Raw genomic sequence first — 19,367 nt, forward strand, 5'->3', positions numbered from 1 at the left:
CCATCCCGCCACTGTGCGGCAGGCTGGGGAGGGCTGCTGCCTCCACGCGCTGTTCGATCGAAAAAGGCGCTTACCGCCGGGCGACGGTCTCCACCACCACCGGCCGGACCACGACGCGGGTGCCGTTCGCCCGCGCATTGCGCAGCGCCGCTGCCAGCGCCGAGAGATAACCTGCCTGTGGTTCCACCACTGGCCTCGGCGTGGCAAAGAGCGGCCGGTCCGAGGCGATGACGACGGCGAGGTCGGTGCCATAGGGCTCGTCCACCACCCAGCCCGGGAAATTGCCCTGCGGCTCGCCGAGGCGCATCTGCGCGCTGGGCTGCTGCAGGGTGGAGGGAACGAGGTTCGCGACCTCACCCGAATGCATGAAATAGGCGACGTAGAGATGCGCGGGCCAATCCGGCATCGTCACGTCGAGGCGCATCAGCTCTTCCTTCTGAAGCGGCAGGCGGCCGACCACGCTGACCGTCGGCGCCACGCCGGCCGGGCCGAGCACGGGGCGCAACAGGTCGAGCGCCTCGCAGAAATCGCCGTCGAAGGGGGTGATGTCGAGCCGCGCGGCATCCTCGGGCACGCCGCGCCGGGTGAGTTCCTGCCGGATTGCGGTCTCGTCGCTGCGACGCACCACGCCGGAGAGGGTGAGTTGCCGGTCGGTTGCCGACCAGGCGATGAGCGAACAGGGGGTGGAGACGGAAATCGCCTGTGCCGCGGCGCGCAGGTCGAGCCGGGCCACCTGGTTCCGTTGCGCCTGCTCGCGCGCGATGCGGTCCCGTTCGGCCTGCTCGCGGGCGGCCTGATCGCGCGCCGCCTGGTCCCTCGCGGCCTGGTCCCGTGCGGCCTGGTCCCGCGCGGCTTGCTCGCGAGCGGCCTGGTCGCGGGCCGCCTGTTCCCGTGCGGCCTGCTCGCGGGCGGCGGCTTCGCGGCCTGCGGCTTCTGCTGCTGCCCGGTCGCGCTGGGCCTGTTCACGCGCGGCCTGGTCGCGGGCGGCGGCCTCGCGGGCGGCTGCGTCGCGTGCGGCGGCTTCGGCAGCCGCCTGATCGCGGGCGGCCTGCTCGCGCTGGGCAGCAAGGCGCTGCTGTGCCGCGGTCTGGTCACGGACAGCCTGTTCGCGCGCCGCGGCGTCACGCGCGGCCTGCTCGCGGGCGGCGGCTTCGCGTGTTGCGGCCTCGGCCGCGTCGCGGGATTCCTGTTCCTGGCGCTGACGCTCCAGGGCCGGGTCAGGTCCGGCACCGGGGCCGATCAGGAAGAACCAACCCGCTGCGGCCGCGGCCACCACAGCGCTGGCACCGCCGGCGATCAGCCCGATCGGCGCGCCCTTCCTGTCCGGCGCAGGTGCCGGCGGCATCGGACGAGGCGCGGTGGGGCCGCCGCCGGCAGGCCGTGCGGAGACCATCGTCGCATCGTCGTTCAGGCCGGGCAGTCCCGGCAGGCCGGTCGGCTCCGTCGCCGCAGGAGCGTTCACGGCGTTGCGAATGGCCTCGCCGAACTCGGCGGCTGAGCGGTACCGATCCTCCGGCCGCTTGGCCAATGCGCGGGCGATCACCGCATCGAAGCCGCGTGGTGTGGTGACGGAAAGCTGCGAGGGTGGCGGGGGCTCCGTGTTCAGCGCCTTGTGCATCACGGCGGAGAAGCCGCCCTCGAAGGGCTTCTCCCCGGTCAGGAGCTGATACAGCATCACGCCGGCCGCCCAGATGTCGGCGCGCAGATCCACCGGTTCGCCGCGGAACTGCTCGGGCGCCATGTAGGACGGCGTGCCGATCAGCGTGCCCACCTGGGTCATCGAGGAATTCTCGAGCCGGGCGATGCCGAAATCGGCGATCTTCACCTGCCCGTCGGTGGTCATCATGATGTTGCCGGGCTTGATGTCCCGGTGCACCACGCCGCGCTGGTGGGAATAGTTCAGCGCCGCGCAGACCTCGCCCATGATCCGCACGATCTCGGGGATCGGGAAGCGTTCCTGCTTGTCGAGCCGACCCTTCAGCGAGCCGCCCTCGACCAGTTCCATTACGATCCAGGCCTGGGACGCGTTCTCGCCGTAATCGTACACGCCGACGATGTTCGGGTGGGACAGGCGGCCGGCGGCCTGGGCCTCGCGCCGGAAGCGGGCATGCGCCTCGACGGCCTCGGGGTCGCTCTCGTTCGGGCGGTTGACGACCTTGATGGCGACGCGGCGCTCGATGATGCGGTCCACCGCATCATACACCGTGCCCATGGCCCCTGCGCCGAGCGTGCCGCGCACCTCGTATTTCTGGTTCAGCTCGGGTGGCAGCATGGGCTGACGGGGTCTCCAGCGTCCGGCAACGGCAGTGCAGCGATGCTACAGCCTCTCGGGGGATATGTCGTCATCACGCGACTTTGTCAGCCATGCTGTGCGATCCCCGTCACTGCGGCGCGCTGATGTGGCGCGCGAATCGCGGCAGATCGGTGGAAGCGACGCGAGCGGAAAAGGGCCTGCCCCGTCCAAAAACCTCACCCCGCCAAGGGCCACAGAGCTTATGGAAACCGATACTTGGCGCCGTGCACCGCTGCCGGAATGGCGCCGAGACCGGCTCCTGCGCATGAAGGGCGTCAGCGGGGACGACGCGCCCGGCGCACCAGAAGATTGCGTTCCAAGTGCTCCAAGCACCAGGGGCACCCATCGGCGTTGCGCAGCAGCGTCGATGGGAACCCGGTGGCGGGGTGGTTTGGAGGGGCAAGGCCCCTCCAATTGCGACAGTGGAATCAGGCGAGCCACCAGGAAGGCGTTGCGGCCTTTACCGCGGTGAGGTCCGGATAGGGTCGAAGCGGCTCCCCGCCGCTTCCGCCCTACGTCCGCGGCTGCCCGCCGCGACGTCCGTCCCCGATCAGCACGAAGGGCGCCCAGTAGTAGGGATGCGCGAAGGCCGCCGGCAGATTGCGCCCGGCTTCGTCCAGGATCAGCAACTGCGCTCCGCGCAGCGCGGCCGCCGAGGTCGCGCGCCCCTGCTGGCGCCGCAGCGTGTCGGCGACGGTCAGTGCGGCTGCTGCGTCGTCCACCGCCCAATGGGTGACCATCAGGCCGCGCGCGCCGGCATAGAAGAAGGCGCGGGCCAGGCCCGACAGCGCCTCGCCGCCGCCCTCGCCGCCCGGACCGCCCGTGTTGCAGGCGGAGAGGATGACGAGGTCGGCATCCATCTTGAGGTCGAGTACCTCGCTGGCCTTGAGGAAGGAGGCATCGGCCGAGGCCGCCCCGGCCGGGGGGGAGGCGACGATCGATGGTTCGGTCAGGCAGGACAGCTCGCCGGGCAACAGCGCGTGGGTCGCGAGGTGCACGACGCGGAACTGGTTGAGCGGCTGGCGCTTGAGGAAGGGAATGGTGAATTCGGCGCCGAGGATCGCACGGCTGGGCCCGGCGCCGAGGAGCTGGCTGGAGGTCAGCACCTCTGCCCGCGTCCCCGGCAGGCGGCCAAGCCCGGTGGCGAGGCGGGCATCCGTGCCGCAGCGATTGGCCGGGAAGGCGCGCGCGAATTGCCCCGCCGAGGGCGGGACGAAATCGCCGAAGCCGATATAGGGGTTCGGCGCCGTCGATCCGGTTCCCGCCGCGCGCAGCGTGACCAGCGTCTGCGGGGACGGGACGTGGACGATGGCGTGGCGGCGGATCAGCCAGGGGGCGCCGCCCAGCGCGTCGGGGCTGGCCGGCTGTTCCAGCAGCAGGCCGAAGGGCAGGGCGAGCAGCGGGCCGTCGGGCGCCACCACCAGGTTCTCCGCGCCGTCCAGGCTGGCGGCCAGGGGGGCGACGAGGAGCCGGTGCAATTCGAAGGCGGCCTGGGTGTCGAAGCGCGGCACGCCGCCGGCGCCCAGTTCGGAGGATTGCCGTACGCGATGCACCAGGGCCGCGACGGCCTCCTCGCCCAGCGGTATGCGGCGGGCATCGACGCGGCCGTCGCGCACCACCATGACGAAGCCCTCGCGCGGGCCGAGCAGCATGGTCAACAGAGCCTCGCCCCGGCTGAGCGAACGCGCGACGCTGTCCGCATCGACCGAAGCGAGCAGGAGCTGGCGGTAGCCAGGGGCCGCGGCGGCGACCTCGCCTTCCGCCTGGGCGCGGCGCTGCTGCGCGGCGGCGATGCGGTCGTCGAGCGCCTGATTCTGGCCGCCCGAGGCGTCGCGCTCGGCAAACAGCTCGCGCAATTCGCGATCGGCGTCCTGCAGGCCGCGCACCGCGCCCTGCACCGCCGGATTGCCTTCCGAGGCGCCGAGGCGCGCGGAGGCCTGCTGGACGAAGCGCGCCGTGCTGGACCGTTGCGCGAGCTGCGCCGCACCGAACATCTCGGCACGCAGCGCCGGCGCCTGACCGGGGGAGGCGTTCGCCTCCTGATCCAGCGCGTCGAGATAGGCGACGATGAGCGGCACGGGGAGGCCGATCTGGCGGGCGCGCAGGATGCCCGCGCCGGTGCGGAAGGCTACCAGCGCCTCGGCGCGGCGGCCGGAGCGGATGCGCTGCTGGCCGGCGAGGAAGAGCGTCACCGCCTCCGGCCGTTCGCCGGCTGCGGCGATGCCGAAGCGCCCGGCGGCGCGTTCGAGGAGCTGCGCGGCCGCCTCGGTGCGTCCGAGGCGGATATCGGCCCCGGCCTCGGTGCGCAGCGCGCGGCCGACCATCATGTTGGGCTCAAGGCCGGCGCGCCGCAGCACCTGGCGGGATTCGGCGACGAGATCCTGCGCTTCGGAGGCGTGGCCAGTGCGCGTCAGGGCGACGGCACGGTTGCGCTTGGCCTCGGCGAGGCCGAGCACGGCCGATTGCACCACCGGATCAGCGACAAGCTCAGTCCCGTCTCCTTCGCGTCCCGCGGCGCCGCCGGGGATGAGCGCGGCATAGGCGGTCTCGGCCTGTTGCAGCAGAGGGATGGCCTGCCCAGGCTGATCCGCATTGAGCGCGTGCAGCCCGCGGTAATGCAGGACGCGGGCGGGGGTCGCTGGATCGGCGGCCTGGGGGGCGAGGGTCGCGGCACGATCGAGCAGCAGCTGCGCCTCGGCCAGCCGCTTCTGGTTCGAGAGATTCACGGCGAGGGCCAGCATCGCCGTCGCGGTATTCGGATTGTCGCGGCCCAGCACGCGTTCCTGCACGGCGAGGGCGGCGCGATAGGCATCCTCGGCGGCGGCAAAGTTCTCGGTCTGGTTCAGGTCGCGGCCGAGCGTCATGAGCTGCTCGTAGCGGCCGACATCGGTGGCGCCGAAGGCATCCGCGGACAGCCGCGCGACGGCGAGTTCCAGTGCCGCTGAGCGACCGCCCGAACCGCTGCCCGAGCCGGAGGACTGGCCGGTGGCCAGGCGTTCGATGACAGGCAGGGCGGTGGCAACGCCGTCGGCGACGACCGGCCCGGATGCGCCGCGCGTGACGATCGCGACGTGCGGCCAGCCGCCCGCGCGGCGGGTGCAGGCGAGCAGCCGCGCCTCGGTGCCGCCGGCGATGGTGGTGCGGGTGGGTGCCGCGCAGGTCACGCGCTGGTCGAGCCAGTTGCGCCACAGCCCGGCCGCGGCGATGGCATCCAGGTCGGCGGATGTCGCACTGCCCGACATTTCGGTGATGCGGGCAGCAGGCTGGGTCCAGCCGCCGCAATAGACCTCCCGCGTGCGCAGGACCGGCCGGTCGGCCGGGCTGGCGCGGCCAGGCTGCGCCTGGCAGGCCTCGTTGCGCGCGTCCGTGCCGGCGGGCTCGCCGGCGATGCTGCCCACAGTGCGCGTCGCATAGGCGTCGGGGGGCGGTTCGGTGCAGCCGAACAGGCCGAGCACTGCGCCGATGGCAAGGAGGGGGCGGCGCACGGGGTCAGTAATCCTCTTCGGCGATGTTGGGCAGCTGCACATCGGGATCAGTGATCGCGCCGCCGCCGAGGCGGATGTCGATGCGCTGCGGCGGCGCCTGCGGGATGGTCAGCACCTGGCTCGGCACCACGCAATTGACCGAGGAGACCACGCAGCCATTGATGCGGTAACGCGTCAGTGCCCCCGTGCTGGCTGGGCGCGTGCTGTCGGCGAAGCGCGCGGCCGTGGTGCCGCCGACCGGCGTGCCGCTGATATCGATGATCTGGCCGGTCAGCTCGGCCGACCCCCCCGTGCCATGGATGCCCAGCCGTCCGGCCGAGACGATGTTGCCGGTGACCGTGCCGCCGTCGAGCAGCAGGAAGATCGCGCTGCGTCCGGCGTCGATGTCGATCTGCATCGGCCCCGCGGCCGCGGTGGAGGCCGGGCCGAAGGCGCCAGGCACCTCGGTGCCCGGCAGGCGCACCTGGGTCGTCTGCTGGGCGTTGGGCAGGCCGGGGACGTCCGGCTCCACCACATCGAGCGGATCGGGCAGCGTCCCGGCGGCGCGGGTATCGAAGACCACCGCCGGCCGCAGGCTGCCGCGCGGCGAGACGGTGATGGTGTTCGGCGTGGTGATGCCGCCCGGCGCGGTGAAGCTTACCGCGCGCCCGATGACGTAGCTGCCGCCATCCAGCGTCAGCCGGCCGGCCGCATCGACGTCCAGCGTGCCGGTGGTGATGCTGTTGCCACGCAGCGTGACCGTGCTGCCCGACAGAATGATCGCGTCGCTCGACACCAGGGTCACCGCGGTCAGGTCCAGGGCGCCGCTTGTCCGCAGTTCGATGACTGTCGGATCGATCTGGAAGGATTGGAGCGTGGCGCCCTGGCCGGCGGTCAGGCGCACCACGCCGCCGGCGGTGATCTTGCCGTCGGTCAGCGTGGCCGTACCGCCGGACTGCACGGTGAAGTCCGTGGCTGCGACGGCCTGGCCGCCGAGGGAGACGGCGCCACCGGCGGAGAGAGCCGCATCCTGGCCGGATCGGAGGTATCCCGACTGGCTGAGGCCGCCCCCGGCCTCCAGTGTGACCGGGCCGCCGGCAGACACGGTGCCGCTGCTGGCAATGCCGCCGGCGCCTGAAAGCGTCATCGCGGCCGCGGCCGAGACAGCGCCGGTCTGCGTCAGCACGCCGCCTGCCCTGAGCGCCACGGCGTCACCCTGGACGGTACCCGACTGCGTCAGTGCCCCGTCCGCGGTTGCGGCCAGCGTGCCGCCGGCCTGGACCAGCCCCTGCAGCGTCATGGCCTGGCCGGCGCGGAGCGCGATGTCCTGGTTCGCGGCCAGCGTGCCGGAGGCGGCAAGCGTGCCGCCCGCCGCGGCCGACAGGCTCGTACCCGCACGGTGCAGCGTGCTGAGCGTCATGTCGCCGCCGGAGGTGAGGGTGAGGGCCTGGCCGGCCTCTACCGTCGCGGTGCTCTGCAGGCTGCCGCCGGCGGCCACGGCGATGCTGCCCGTGGCGGACAGGGTGCCGACCAGTGTCAACGGCCCGCCGAAGGTCGACAGGGTGGCGTTGGCGCCCGCGATGAAAGTGCCGCTGGCGGACAGGCCGGTGCCGGCCTGCAGCGTCAGGTCGTCGGCATTCGCGGCAATGCGGCCGGACGCATCCAGCATGCCGCCGGCAATGAGGCTGACCGCCTGGCCCGCCGTGATCGCGGCAGCGGTGGTAAGCGCACCGCCCGCCGTGGCGGTCACGGTGCCGTTCGCCCCGATCGTGCCGTCGAGGGTCATGGCTCCGCCGGTGGCGGCCAGGTTGGCATTGACCCCGGCCGTGAAGATGCCCGTGGCGGACAGATTGGTCCCGGCGCGCAGCGTCAGGTCGCCGGCAGTGGCGGCGATCCGGTTGGTGGCGTCGAGCGCGCCGCCGGCGAGGAGGCTGATCGCCCGGCCTGCCGTGATGGTTGCGCCGGTGACCAGGGCGCCCCCCGCCGTGCCGGCGAGGTCGCCGCCGGCGCCGATGGTGCCCGCCAGGGTCATGGTTCCGCCGGCCGCCGTCAGGGTGGCATTGGCGCGCGCGGTGAAGATGCCGCTGGCGGACAGGTCGGTCCCGGCGCGCAGCGTCAGGTCGCCGGCATTCGCAGCGATCCAGTCGGTCACATTGAGCGCGCCGCCGGCGAGGAGGCTGATCGCCTGACCCGCCGTGATCGCGGCGTCGGTGGCGAGGCCGCCGCCGGCCGTGCCGGTCACGGTGCCGGTCGCCTCGATCGTGCCGTCGAGGCTCATGGCACCGCCAGCGGCAGTCAGGCCGGCATTGGCGCCCGTGGTGAAGGTGCCGTCGGCGGACAGGTCGGTCCCGGCGCGCAGCGTCAGGTCGCCGGCATTCGCAGCGATCCGGTTGGTCGCGTGGAGCGCGCCGCCGGCCAGCAGACTGACCGTCTGGCCCGCCGTGATCGCGGCGTCGGTGGTGAGCGTGCCGCCCGCCGTGCCGGCCACGGCGCCGGTCGCGCTGATCGTGCCGTCGAGCGTCATGGCGCCGCTCGTGGCGGTCAGGGTGATCTGTGGACCGCCGTCGAGCGTCCCAAGCGCCAGGAGATCCGTCCCCGCCGCGAATGCGATGGTCGCCGGCGTCGTGATGCTGCTGCCGGCCGAAGCGTTGATGGCACCCGGCGTGGCGAGGGTCACCGCGCCGCCGGCTTGGCCCGTCGCATCATGGGCCAGCAGAGCTCCCGCGCTGAAGGTGACCGCTCCGCCGGCCGACCAGGAACCGCCGACCGTCATGCCAGCACCGGCATCGAGGCGCAGGGTGCCACCCGCGGTCAGGCTGTTCGCGGCCGAGAGCGCCCCGCCCGCCGTCAACGCGACATCGCCGCCGGCGGTCAGCGCGGCCGAGGTCGCGAGCGTGCCTCCAGCGCGCGCCGTGACGGCACCCGCAGCGCCTATGGTGCCCGAAAGCGTCATCGCCCCCGCCTCGGCGGCGAGGTCGAGGAGCGGCCCGCCGTTGAGGGTACCAGCCGCGGTCAGGTCGGTGCCGGCGGCCAGCCGCACCTGGCCGACGCCCGTGATCACGCTGGCGTCGGTGACGACGATGGCGCCCGGCGTGGCCAGCGTGGCATCGGCACCGGCGGTGCCCGAGGCGGTCATCCTGAGCGTTCCACCTGCGGCGAAGGTCGCGGCGGCGCCGGCGGACCAGGTGCCGCCGACCTCCATCACGCCCTCCGCGTTAAGGGTCAGCGCAGCGCCGGCTGCGAGGCGGTTCGACGCGACCAGCATCCCGCCGGCGGTCAGCGTGGCGTCGCCGCCGGCCGTGAGCGCCGCCGTCGTGGTCAGGGCGCCGCCGGCGGTCGCGGTCAGGTCGCCTGTCGCGCCGATGGTGCCCACCAGCGTCACCGCGCCGGTCCCGGCCGTCAGCGCCACCAGCGGGCCGCCGCTGACGGTGCCCTGGGCGGTGAGATCGGTTCCGGCATCCAGCCTTACGGTGCCGGCGCCGGCGATGGTGCTGGCGGCCTCGGCGGTGATCGCACCCGTGGCGCGCAGGGTGATGTCGGCCGCACCCGTGCCCGCCGCCGCATAGGCCAGGGCGCCGGTCGTCGTGATGGTCGCAGCGCCACCCGCTGACCAGGCGCCGTCGAGCGACAGCCCCGCCCCGGCATCCAATGTCAGGGCGCCGCCGGCGTCGAGGCTGTTTGACGCAGCGAGGGCGCCACCCGCCGTCAGGCTGATCGTACCCTCCGCCGTCACGGTTCCGGTCGTGGTGATGGCGCCGCCGGCGGTTCCGGTCACTGCGCCGGTGGCGCCGATCGTGCCGGCGAGGGTCATCGCTCCCGTGCCCGCGCTCAGCGTGACCAGGGGGCCGCCGCCGAGGCTGCCCACGGCCGTCAGATCGGTCCCGGCATCCAACCGCAGCGTGGCGGCCGCCATGATGCTGCTGCCGGACGCAGCCTCGATCGCGCCCGGCGTGGTGAGGGTGACGTTGCCGTCGCCTCGGCCCGTTGCGGTGTAGGTGAGTAAGCCACCGGCGGCGAAGCGCGCAGCCTCGCCCGCCGACCAGGCGCCACCGAGTGCCAGGTCGGTGCCGGCAACCAGTTCGATGCCGGCGATCGCGTCCAGGGTCGCCGTGCTGGTCAGCGTGCCGGTCGCTGTCGCCCCGATCGCGCTGCCGGTGGTGATGCTGCCCGCCAGCGTCATGCCCGCCCCGGCGCCGAGGGTCAGTGCCCCGCCGATATTGGCCACGCCGCTGAAGGCGAGCGCTCCGCCGGCCGTCAGGCTGGACGCACCCGAGGTGGACAGGCCGCCGCGGTAGTCGATGTCCCCGCCGGCCGAGAGCGTCGCCGTGCCCGGACCGCCCGCGACGCTGATGCTGCCGGCATCAGCGACGGTCAGGCCCTGGTCGGTATGGAAGGACAGGCTGCCGACCGCCGACACCGCACCGCTGACCAGCAGCGGCAGCACCGTGTTCAGCGACAGCACCGGACCGGTCGCGACCAGGCCGTCCAGCTCGACGATCTGGTTGTCCTCGGGCAGGGCGATGGTGCCGCCATTCAGGGTGAAGAGGCCGGTGACGACGATCGCACCGGGATCCTGGGTCACGCCGCCCGTGCTCTCGATGGCGACGCTGGTGCTGCCCTGGATCAGGTCGGTCAGGCGCACCGCGCCGCCCTGCAACAGGATGGTGGGCGCGGTGATGCCGCCGGCGGTCAGCGCCGCGCCGGCCGCCAGACGGATCGAGACCGGCGCGGTGATGCCCGTCGCCGCCAGGGCGCCGGCGGTGGCGAGGTCGATGACACCGGTCGCGCCGGCGGCCGGCAGGGTGCCGGCGGCGATGCCCGTCGCCGTGTCGAAGGCATTGCCGGAAAGGCCCAGGCGGAAATCGCCCTGCGCCGTGCCGGTGAGGGTCGCGACGTCGACGCTGCCATTGGTCTGGCGTACCGAACCGCCCGCCGCGCCTGGCTGGCCGGCAACGAGGTCCAGCGTCCCAACCCGGCCGCGCAGCGGCACGTCGCCGACCACGCGGATGTCGCCTGCCGTGCGCTGCGTGCCGTCGGCGCCGATGCGCAGCCTCGCGGCGGTGGGCGCGTCCAGCGTCTCGCCGCTGCCGCCGAGGCGAGCGAGTTCGACGGCCGTCAGCGCCAGCGTGCCCGCGCCCGTGCCGCCGAGGGTGACGGTCGTGCCGATCGTCTCGGGCAGCAGGTTGATGGTGCCGTTGGGCGTCTGCACCGAAGCTTGGATGTCGAGGTCGTCGGCGCGCAGCGTGATGGTCGACCCCGAAGCGCTGGTGCGGATGGCCGAGCCGCCACCACCGTTGCGCAGCGTCATCAGCCCGGCCCCACCGCGGATCGCGACATCGCCGCCAGCGACGATGCCGGCCAGCGCGGCGATGCGGTTGCCCGCGATGCCCGGATCGAGCCGCACCGCGCCATTGGGGAAGATCGCGCGCAGCGCGGCGACGTCGATGCTGGTGCCGGCGGCCTGGGTCAGCGCGCCGTCGCCGATCAGGGTGAGTTGGTTGACGCGCGGTGTGGCGCCACCGGTGGCGAGGGAGACCGTGCCTTCGATATCCACGCTGCCGGTGACCCCGAGGGCACCGAGGATGAGCTCCGCCGCCGGCGTGCCGGTGGGGAAGAAGGACAGTTCCGTGCTGTCGAGCGTGATCCGCCCTGCCTGCGTGCTGCCCGATGCGCCACCGAGCACATAGCCGATGCCGGCATCGGTCGTGACAGGCAGCAGGGTGACGGTGCCATCGGGCACACGGATCGCCGCGGCGATGGCGAAATCATCCGCGCGCAGCAGCAGCGAGCCCCCCGTACCGATATCGAGCGCGCCGGTGACACCGAGGCTCGCGGAGCCGCCGAAGCCGCCGCTGCGCACCACGCCGTTCGTGCCCGCCACCAGGCCAAGGCCGAGATCCACTCCCGCCGCACTGCGGCCGCCGCCCAGCGCACCAATGGCATTGGCCGGTTGGTCGAGGCTGACCGCGCCACCCGCCAGCGCGGCGAGTTCCGGCGTGCTGATCGTCCCGCCGGTCTGGAGAATGTCGCCGCCCGAAGCGACACCGCCGTTGAAGGACCCAGTCCGCAGCACGATGCGCCCGCCAGCGCCGGCCGAGAGACTGTCGCCGATGGTCAATGCCGGCGCTTCCAACGTCAGTACGCGGCCCGCGCCGACCGAGACCGGCAGGTCGAGCGTCAGCGCCAGCGCATTGCGCAGCGTGATGTCGGTGCCGGCCGACAGCGCGTCAATGTCCTGGATCTGGTTGCGTGCGGTGCCGTCCGGATTGGCGGCGTCGAGCGTGACGACGCCGGTCGCGCTCGCCCGCAGCGTGCCGGTGGCGACGCGCGTGCCCGTCGCCTGCGTGACGTCGCCTGCAGTCGCTGTCAGGTCCACCGTGCCGGTGGCGAGGGTCTCGTTCAGCCGCAGTGACGGGGCCGAGAGCGTGACGCCACCCGCGACGGCCGTCCCGCCGGCGCCGGTCGCCCCGGCAGTGAGGTCGAGCGTGTTGTCGAAGGTGACGCCCGTGCCGGCGATGGCGGCGAGGGTACCGACGGCGTTGTCGCCGGTAAGGGTGATCGCGCCGCTTGCTGTCGCGTTCAGCGTCGCGGCCCGGATGGCGGCGAGGTCGGCGGTGCCGGTGATGTCGCCATTCGTGGCGGTCAGGTTGACCGTATCGGCCGCGCGCACGGCGATGCTGCCGGCCGCGTCGGTCAGCGCGATGCTGCCCGCCGTGACGGTCACGTCGCCATTGGCGCTGCGCGTGCCGCGCAGCGTCGTCGCGCCATCGGTCGCGATCGCGATGTTGCCGGTGGCGACGGCCTCGATCTGCGGCAGGACATTGCCTGCGCGGTCGAGCTGCACGGAGGCGGCTGCGGCGCGCAAGGCAGCGACGGACAGCGCTCCGTCGGTCTGGGTGATCGACCCTGTGGTGGACATATCCACCAGCCCCGCTGCCGCGCCATCGACGGCGACGGTTCCCGCGAAGGTGATGGTGGCGCCTTCCAGGTGCAGCGTGCCGCCGCCCGCATCGAGCAACGCGATCTCGGCCTGGGACAGCCCCGGATCGCCCCCGGCCACGCCGAGCCGCAGCCCCGCCGGATTGGTCGAGACGATGCGCAGCAGCGCGTCCGGCACCGCACCGGTTGCGATCGTCGCGCCATTGGCGATGACGAAATCCTGCGCCGTCAGCGTGAGGCTGGCGCCTGCCGCCGCGATCGGTGCATCCACGGCGAGCGTGCCGCCTGTGGTCATCGCGATGGTACCGCCCGCGACGATGCCCCCGCTGCGGCTCTCTCCCGCCACCACATGCTGGATGGCGCTGGCCGTCGTGCCGAGCGTCACGTCGCCGGCGGCGAAGGCGCTGATGCCGCGCAGCGAGAGCGCGAAGCCGCCGGCCAGGATATCGCCGCCGCTGTGCAGTTCGAGCACCAGCGGGGCCGAGGCGCCGGTCAGATCGAGCGTTTGGCGCAGCGTCAGGGTGCCCGCATCGTCCGCGCCGATCACAAGCCGATCCGCCTGCACCCGCTGCAGCAGCGACGTGGCGTAGTTCGTCGTATCGCCCGATCCGCCGAGGCCGATCGTCGCCCCGGCGGTGAAGGGCAGGAAGCGCACGACCCCGCCGGGTGCGGAGAAGACCGCACCGGCCATTGCCGGCGCGACGGTGAGCCCGTCCGCGACGATCTGCACCGCGCTGCCGGCGCCGGCATTGACGCGCGCCGCAACCTCCACGCCGCCCGCCGCATCGGTGAAGGACAGCGTGCCGCCGTCACGCAGCACGACGCTATCGGCACTGGCCGACGCCGCGCCCACTCCGGCAGCGAGGCGCGTCACCTCGTTGTTGCGCGTCAGCGCGATCTCGTCCCCGGCCGAGGCTGAAAGGTCGTGCGTGCGGATGACACCGGCCGTCTGGGTGATGGCGGTGCCGGCCCCGGGCGCGTCGAAATCGGCGCCGGTGCGCAGGACGATGCGACCATCGGCGATGCTGGCGACGACATCGCCGGCGAGTGCCAGCGTCGGCGCTTCCAGCACCACCGCGCTACCGGTGAAGCCGTTCGCCGTCACGCCTTCGACGGTCAGCGCATCGGCATTGCGGAAGGTGACGCTGGTGCCCTCGGTGGCGCCGAGTGTCGCGACACGGTTGAGATCCGCCATCCCTGCCGTTGCGCCGCCGCCATCCAGCATCACCGCGCCGGCCGCCGTTACCGCCAGGCGATCCGCGGTGATCGGCGCGCCCAGCGCCTGGGCGATGCTTCCCGAGGGCGCGCGGAGGGTGACCGTACCGTCCGGCGCCGCGATGCCGGGGCCGGCAATGCCGTAGCTGCCCGCGCCACGAAACGCGAAATCCTCGCCCGTGCCGGCGCTGCCCGCGATGTCTCCGACCTGGTTCAGTACAGCGGTGCCGTCGAGCCGCACGGAACCCGCAAGGGCTTGCGCCAGCAGATGCGTGGCCGTGACGGAGCCAGCATTCTGCACGATGTCGCCGGTGACCGCAGATAGGGTCAGCAAGCCATCGGCCGTCGGCAGGGTGAAGGTGCCATCGAGCGTGATGCCGCCGCCCCGCAGCAGTACCGTATTGATGTAGAGTGTGGAGACGGCGCTCGCGACGGTCAGCCCGCCCGCCCCGGCCTCGGAGCGGCCGATGATGAGATGCCGTGCGTAGAGACCGAGCAGGTCGGATTGCGACAGCGCCAGCGCGCCGGCATCGGTGCCGCCGATGACCACGGCGCGGCCGAGCGTGCGCGGCGCGATGTCGATCGTGCCGTTGAGATCGGGGGCGCCGAAGACATCGCCGGCGCCGATGGAGCCGTTGAGCGCCAGCCGATCGGCGCGCAACGTCAGGACGCCGTCGACCGCCGAGGCATGAACGCCGAGTCCTATGACGCCAAGCGATGCCGGGTTGATCGTCAGGTCACCGGCTGACAGCGTGACCGAACTGCCGAGCACACCGGAGACCGCCACCGCGGCCTCGCCCCACAGTGGCACGGAATCGACCGTGCCGGTCGCCAGCGCCCCCGCGGTGTCGAGCGCGAAGGCGCCATCGGTGCCTGCCGCGACGTGGCGCACGTCGTTGGTGCCGGTGGTCAGCAGCACGTCGCCGGTCGCGCGGATACCGAGGGTATCGGCGACGATGCGGCCCGTCGCCTCCTGCGTGATGCCGGCGCCGGCGCCGAGGCGGACCAGGCTGATCGGGGTCGCCTGGTCGATCCCGACCGTCCCGCGCAGCGTCAGCGCCCCCTGCGCGTTGAGGGTGATGCTGTCGAAGCCGAGGATGGCGCCGGCATTGAGCGTCAGCGCGCCGGCCGCGTCGATGCGCGCCGACCCGCCGGGGGCGGTCTGCGTGATGCTGCCATCCATCGCGAGGTCGCCCGCCGCGGCGAAGCTGAAGGTCGTGCCGACCGCGCTGCCGCCCAGCACACCGACGACATTCTGATCCGCCGACAGGGTCGGGGCGAGCTGCGCATGGCCTGCCGCGGTGACCTCGAGCCGCCCGGCGGTGATGGCCGCACCGGCATCGGCCTGTTCGATGTCGCCGGTGGTCGCGGTCAGGCGCACCGTGCCGCTGCCGGCCCCGATGGGAGCATTGAGGCTGATCGTGCCGCTGTCGGCGATGATGGTGATGTCGGCATTGCCGGCATTGGTCGGCGCGAGTGGGCCGGAGACCGTGAAGCCCGTCGTGCTGCGGTATCCGAAGCTCTCGTTGAAGGCGACGCTGCCGAGCGTGCCTACGACGTTCGCCGCCTGGGCAAGGTCGATCGCGCCATCGGCGTCGAGGGTCAGCGTCCCGGTGGTCAGCAGACCGGCGGCGGTCTGGGTGATGGTGCTGCCGGCATCGGCCCCGGTCGCGCTCAGCGCGATGGTGCCGGTCGGGGCGGTGATGACCGGCGCCGCGATGGTGAGGCTGCCGGCGCCGAGGGCGACGGTGGCACCCGCAACGGTCGACTCCACCTCGCTCGCGACGGTGAGCGCGCCGGTGGTGGTGAAGCTGATGCTGTCATGGGCGTAGAGCGAGCGCTCTCCGCCCGCGCCGCTCGGCGTCAGCCCACCGGCGAGGGTGAAGTCGCCGCTGCCCGACAGGGTGATGCCGCCCGGTGCGTGGGCGATCAGCGCGACGGTGGTGCCGGCCGGCGCGACCAGCGTGCCGCCGGAATCCTGGACGATGGCCCCCGGCGTGAGCAGGGTGATCGCGGCGCCGGCGCCGCTCGCGGTCAGTGGTACGGCGCCGAGCAGAATGTCGTTCGCGCCGGCTTCGAGGTACAGCGTCGGCGCGGTCAGCGCGGCCTGCACGCTGATGCCGGCCGCGCTCAGCAGCGACAGGTCGGCGGTGGTGCTCAGGGCCTCGACCGTCGTCAGGCCGAGTGCGGTGATGGTCGCGACCGGTTCGCTGGCAATGGTGGTGCGGCCGAGGCGCAGCGCGCCGGTCGTGATGGCGGCGAGATCGGCGGTCGCGAGTTCCAAGGTGCCGGCGGGATTGCCCGCCGTGCCGAGTTGCACGGCATAGTCGCTGGAACGCGGACCGATCTCGACCGTGCCGGCGGTACCGGCCGAGACGGTGCCGCCCGACAGATCCAGGGCATCGACGCGCAGCGAGATCGTCCGGCCATTCGCCGCGGTCAGCGTGCCGGGCACGGTCAGGCTGTCCGCGACCACTGTCACGCCGGCCGCACCGGAGCTGATGATTCCGCTCTGGCCAGCCGGAACGGTCAGGTCGCCGCCGACCAGGGCCACGCCGGCGCCGCGCGCCTGGGTCACAAGCAGGTCGCCCGCGGCTGTGAAGGCCAGCGTGCCCGAGACCCGCGCATCGAGCTCGGTCACGGCATTGGACTGCGCCAGATCGATGCTGGCCGCCGCGCTGGCGCCTGCTCCGCTGGCCCCGCGCACGCGCAGCCTGCCGCCAGCGGTGCCGCCGAGATCGAGCGAGGCCGTCTGGGTCACCGCGCCGGCGGCGTTGAAGATAGCGTTGCGCGCAGTGACGGTCGCGTCGAGCGCGAGTCCGCCGGTCGCGGTGGCCAGCGTGACGTCGCTGCGCGCCGCGCCATTGGCTTCGGCCGTCACGGCGCCGGCGACTGTCATGCTGCCGCCGCGGATGGCGATGCTGCCATCCGTGGTCGAAGCGCCCAGCACCTGCAGTGACCCGTTGCCGCCGGTCAGGGCGACGGTATGGTTGTTGCCCGTGACGGCCACAGTCAGCGGCAGTTCGGCGGTCGGGTCCGCCCCGCCACCGGATGCGCGACGCGCCATCACCCCCGCGCCGGGCTGGGATACATTGCCGGCGGCCGCGAGGCTGACGCTGTCGGCATGGAGGTTGCCGGTCAGTACCAGCGGATTGCCGTTGCCGGTGACCGTGAAGGTCGCCGCACCCGCGACCGAGACGGTCGCCCCGCTGCCGATTTCCAGCCGCCGCGCACTGCGGACTTGCATCGCACCGTCGTCTGTCCCGCCGCTGCGCAGCACCAGGCTGCCATTGTCCCGGTCGAGGGCGATATCGCCCGTGCCGCTGACCAGCGCCGTCACGCCAAGGGCCGTTGCGGCGCCGCCGCGGTTCTCGACGGTCGTGCCGGCCGCCTGGCTGATGCCGGTGGTGGCCGCGACGCCGAGTTCGGTCGCGCGCACATCGCCTTCGAGCGCCACGGCGCCCTCCGTCCCGATGAGCTGCACGCCGTTGCCTTCGAGCGTCCCTGTCAGCCGGATCGCCGAGCCGGTCAGGGCGAAGTCCCCCGATGCGCTGCTGGCGGCGAGCGCGAAGGATCCATTATTGGCACCGAGCAGGCTGACGGCGCCGCCGCTGGACGTGATCGCCAGCGACAGTTCCGTGCCGGCGACCCGGTGCGCGATGCTGCCGCCGGTCTGGGTAATGTCGCCGGATGCACTCAGGACCACGCCCGTGGCACGCAGATCGGCGGCCAGGCTGATGCCGCCCGCGCCGGTTTCCAGCGACAGCACGCCATTGACCGAGACATTCGCCCCGGTGCGCTGGATGATGTCGCCGGTGCCCGCCACGCCGCCGGTGCCGGCGCGCAGCGTGACATCGCCAGCCTCGTCGCGGCTCACCACGCTGCCGATGACGATCTGGCGCGAGGCTTCGAGGATGATCGAGCCGCCGGTGAAGGCCTCGATGACATCGGGGGTGATCTGCACCCATTCCGTGCCGGTGCCGGTCGTCGCGCTGATGGCGCCTGGACCGGTGACACTGCCGCCCATCGTGGTGAGGTCGCCTGGCGTCTCGGTGACGGTGTTGCCGTCGAGGTCGAGGGGCGTGCCCGCATCCGCGATGAAGATGTTCAGGGGGTCGAGCAGGAACTGGCCGTTGGTGCCGTTCGTCGCGTGCAGGTCCACCACGCCGTCCAGCACGAAGGCGGATTGGCCCGAGACCTCGATGAAGCCGCCATCGCCGCGTGTCGCGCCGCCGCGCGCGGTGAGGGTGCCGCGCATCTCGGTGCGGTCGGTGCTGTTGATGTCGATCTCGCCGCCATTGCCGCGGACCGTGGCATCGGTGCGAATCTCGGCGCCGCGCGCGATGGTGGTGCGGGCGGCCATGGTCTGGTCGCGGCCGCGTCCGGTGGTGCCGACGAGGACGCGGCCGCCACCCACCCCGCCCGAGGCGTCGATGCGGGCGTTGGCGCCGACGCGCACTTCGCCCGTCGCCTGCAGGGCAACCTGGCCGCCGCGCTGTTGCACGCCGCCGGTCGCGGTCAAGGTGCCGTCCAGCACGACATTGCCGCCTTCGGCGCGCAGGGCGATCTCGCCGCGCCGGCCGGCAGCCGTTGGCGCGTCGATGCGACCGGTGTTTCGCACCAGATCCTCGACGAGGCCCGACGCGGCGTGGGCGGTGAGCAGCACGGAGCCGCCGGGGGCCTCGATGACGCCGCTGTTGGTGACCAGCGCGGCGTTGCCGTCGGGCGCGGACGTCACGGCGCGCGTCACGTCGATGCCGATCAGCCCGTCGCCGGCGAGGTCGAGGACGAAGGTCTCGGCGGCACCCAGGGCGACGCGGCCCAGCCGCGCGCGGATCACGCCCGAATTGGACGCGCCCGGCCCGACCAGGGCAGCGAGGCCGCGATCGGCGACGGTGATGCGGCCCCGATTCTCGACCCGCGCGCCGGGCCGCGGCGCACCGTCGAAGACCATGCGCCCGGCCATGAAGTTGTTGTTGGTGATGTTGGCGGCCGAGGCAATCAGCGCGCCGACATCCACCTGCGCGCCCTGCGCGAAGACCATGCCCGACTGATTGACGATGGCCACGCCGCCATTGGCCTGAACCCGCCCGGCGATGACCGAGGGGTCGGGGCCGGTCACGCGATTCAGCGTCCAGGATCCCTGGTTCGGCTGGACGAACTGCACCGTATGTTGGCTGCCGACGTTGAACTGCTGCCAGTCGATCGCCGCGCGGTCGGTGGATTGCCGGACGGTGGTGCGGTTCGCCGTCTGCGCGATCGCCGCCTGGCCAGCCACGACCTGGCCGCCGGTAGGCCCGGATGTCTGCGCCAGCGCCGTGCCCGTGACCGGCAGCAGCGCCGTCGTCGCCAGCAGCCACCAGCGTTGGGGTGCGCGCCGGACCGGCGGCAGCGTCAGCGCGGACTTCGCCGGACGGCGGCGGGCGGGGCGGGCGGGCGCGCGACGCGGCATGGGC

The 19,367-nt window shown here is 73.0% G+C and carries 3 protein-coding genes; all 3 read right to left on the reverse strand.

What is annotated here, in order from left to right; all coding sequences use genetic code 11:
• Positions 1 to 70: 70 nt before the first annotated feature.
• On the reverse strand, positions 71 to 2,272 hold the full coding sequence (locus KPL78_RS24155; RefSeq protein ID WP_219765533.1) for a serine/threonine-protein kinase: 2,202 nt from the start codon (positions 2,270 to 2,272) through the stop codon (positions 71 to 73).
• A gap of 533 nt (positions 2,273 to 2,805) precedes the next feature.
• Complete coding sequence (locus KPL78_RS24160) at positions 2,806 to 5,778, reverse strand: CHAT domain-containing tetratricopeptide repeat protein (protein ID WP_219765534.1); 2,973 nt, start codon at positions 5,776 to 5,778, stop codon at positions 2,806 to 2,808.
• A gap of 4 nt (positions 5,779 to 5,782) precedes the next feature.
• Positions 5,783 to 19,363, reverse strand: coding sequence for a two-partner secretion domain-containing protein (locus tag KPL78_RS24165; protein WP_219765535.1), 13,581 nt, complete (start codon positions 19,361 to 19,363; stop codon positions 5,783 to 5,785).
• Positions 19,364 to 19,367 lie beyond the last annotated feature (4 nt).

The sequence above is a fragment of the Roseomonas alba genome (assembly GCF_019430885.1).
In the GTDB taxonomy this organism is placed as follows: Bacteria; Pseudomonadota; Alphaproteobacteria; order Acetobacterales; family Acetobacteraceae; genus Neoroseomonas; species Neoroseomonas alba.

Bases quoted from the DNA above. Each gene is read 5' to 3' on its own strand.
- KPL78_RS24165 (WP_219765535.1), bottom strand. From the start codon at position 19,363: ATGCCGCGTCGCGCGCCCGCCCGCCCCGCCCGCCGCCGTCCGGCGAAG.
- KPL78_RS24155 (WP_219765533.1), bottom strand. From the start codon at position 2,272: ATGCTGCCACCCGAGCTGAACCAGAAATACGAGGTGCGCGGCACGCTC.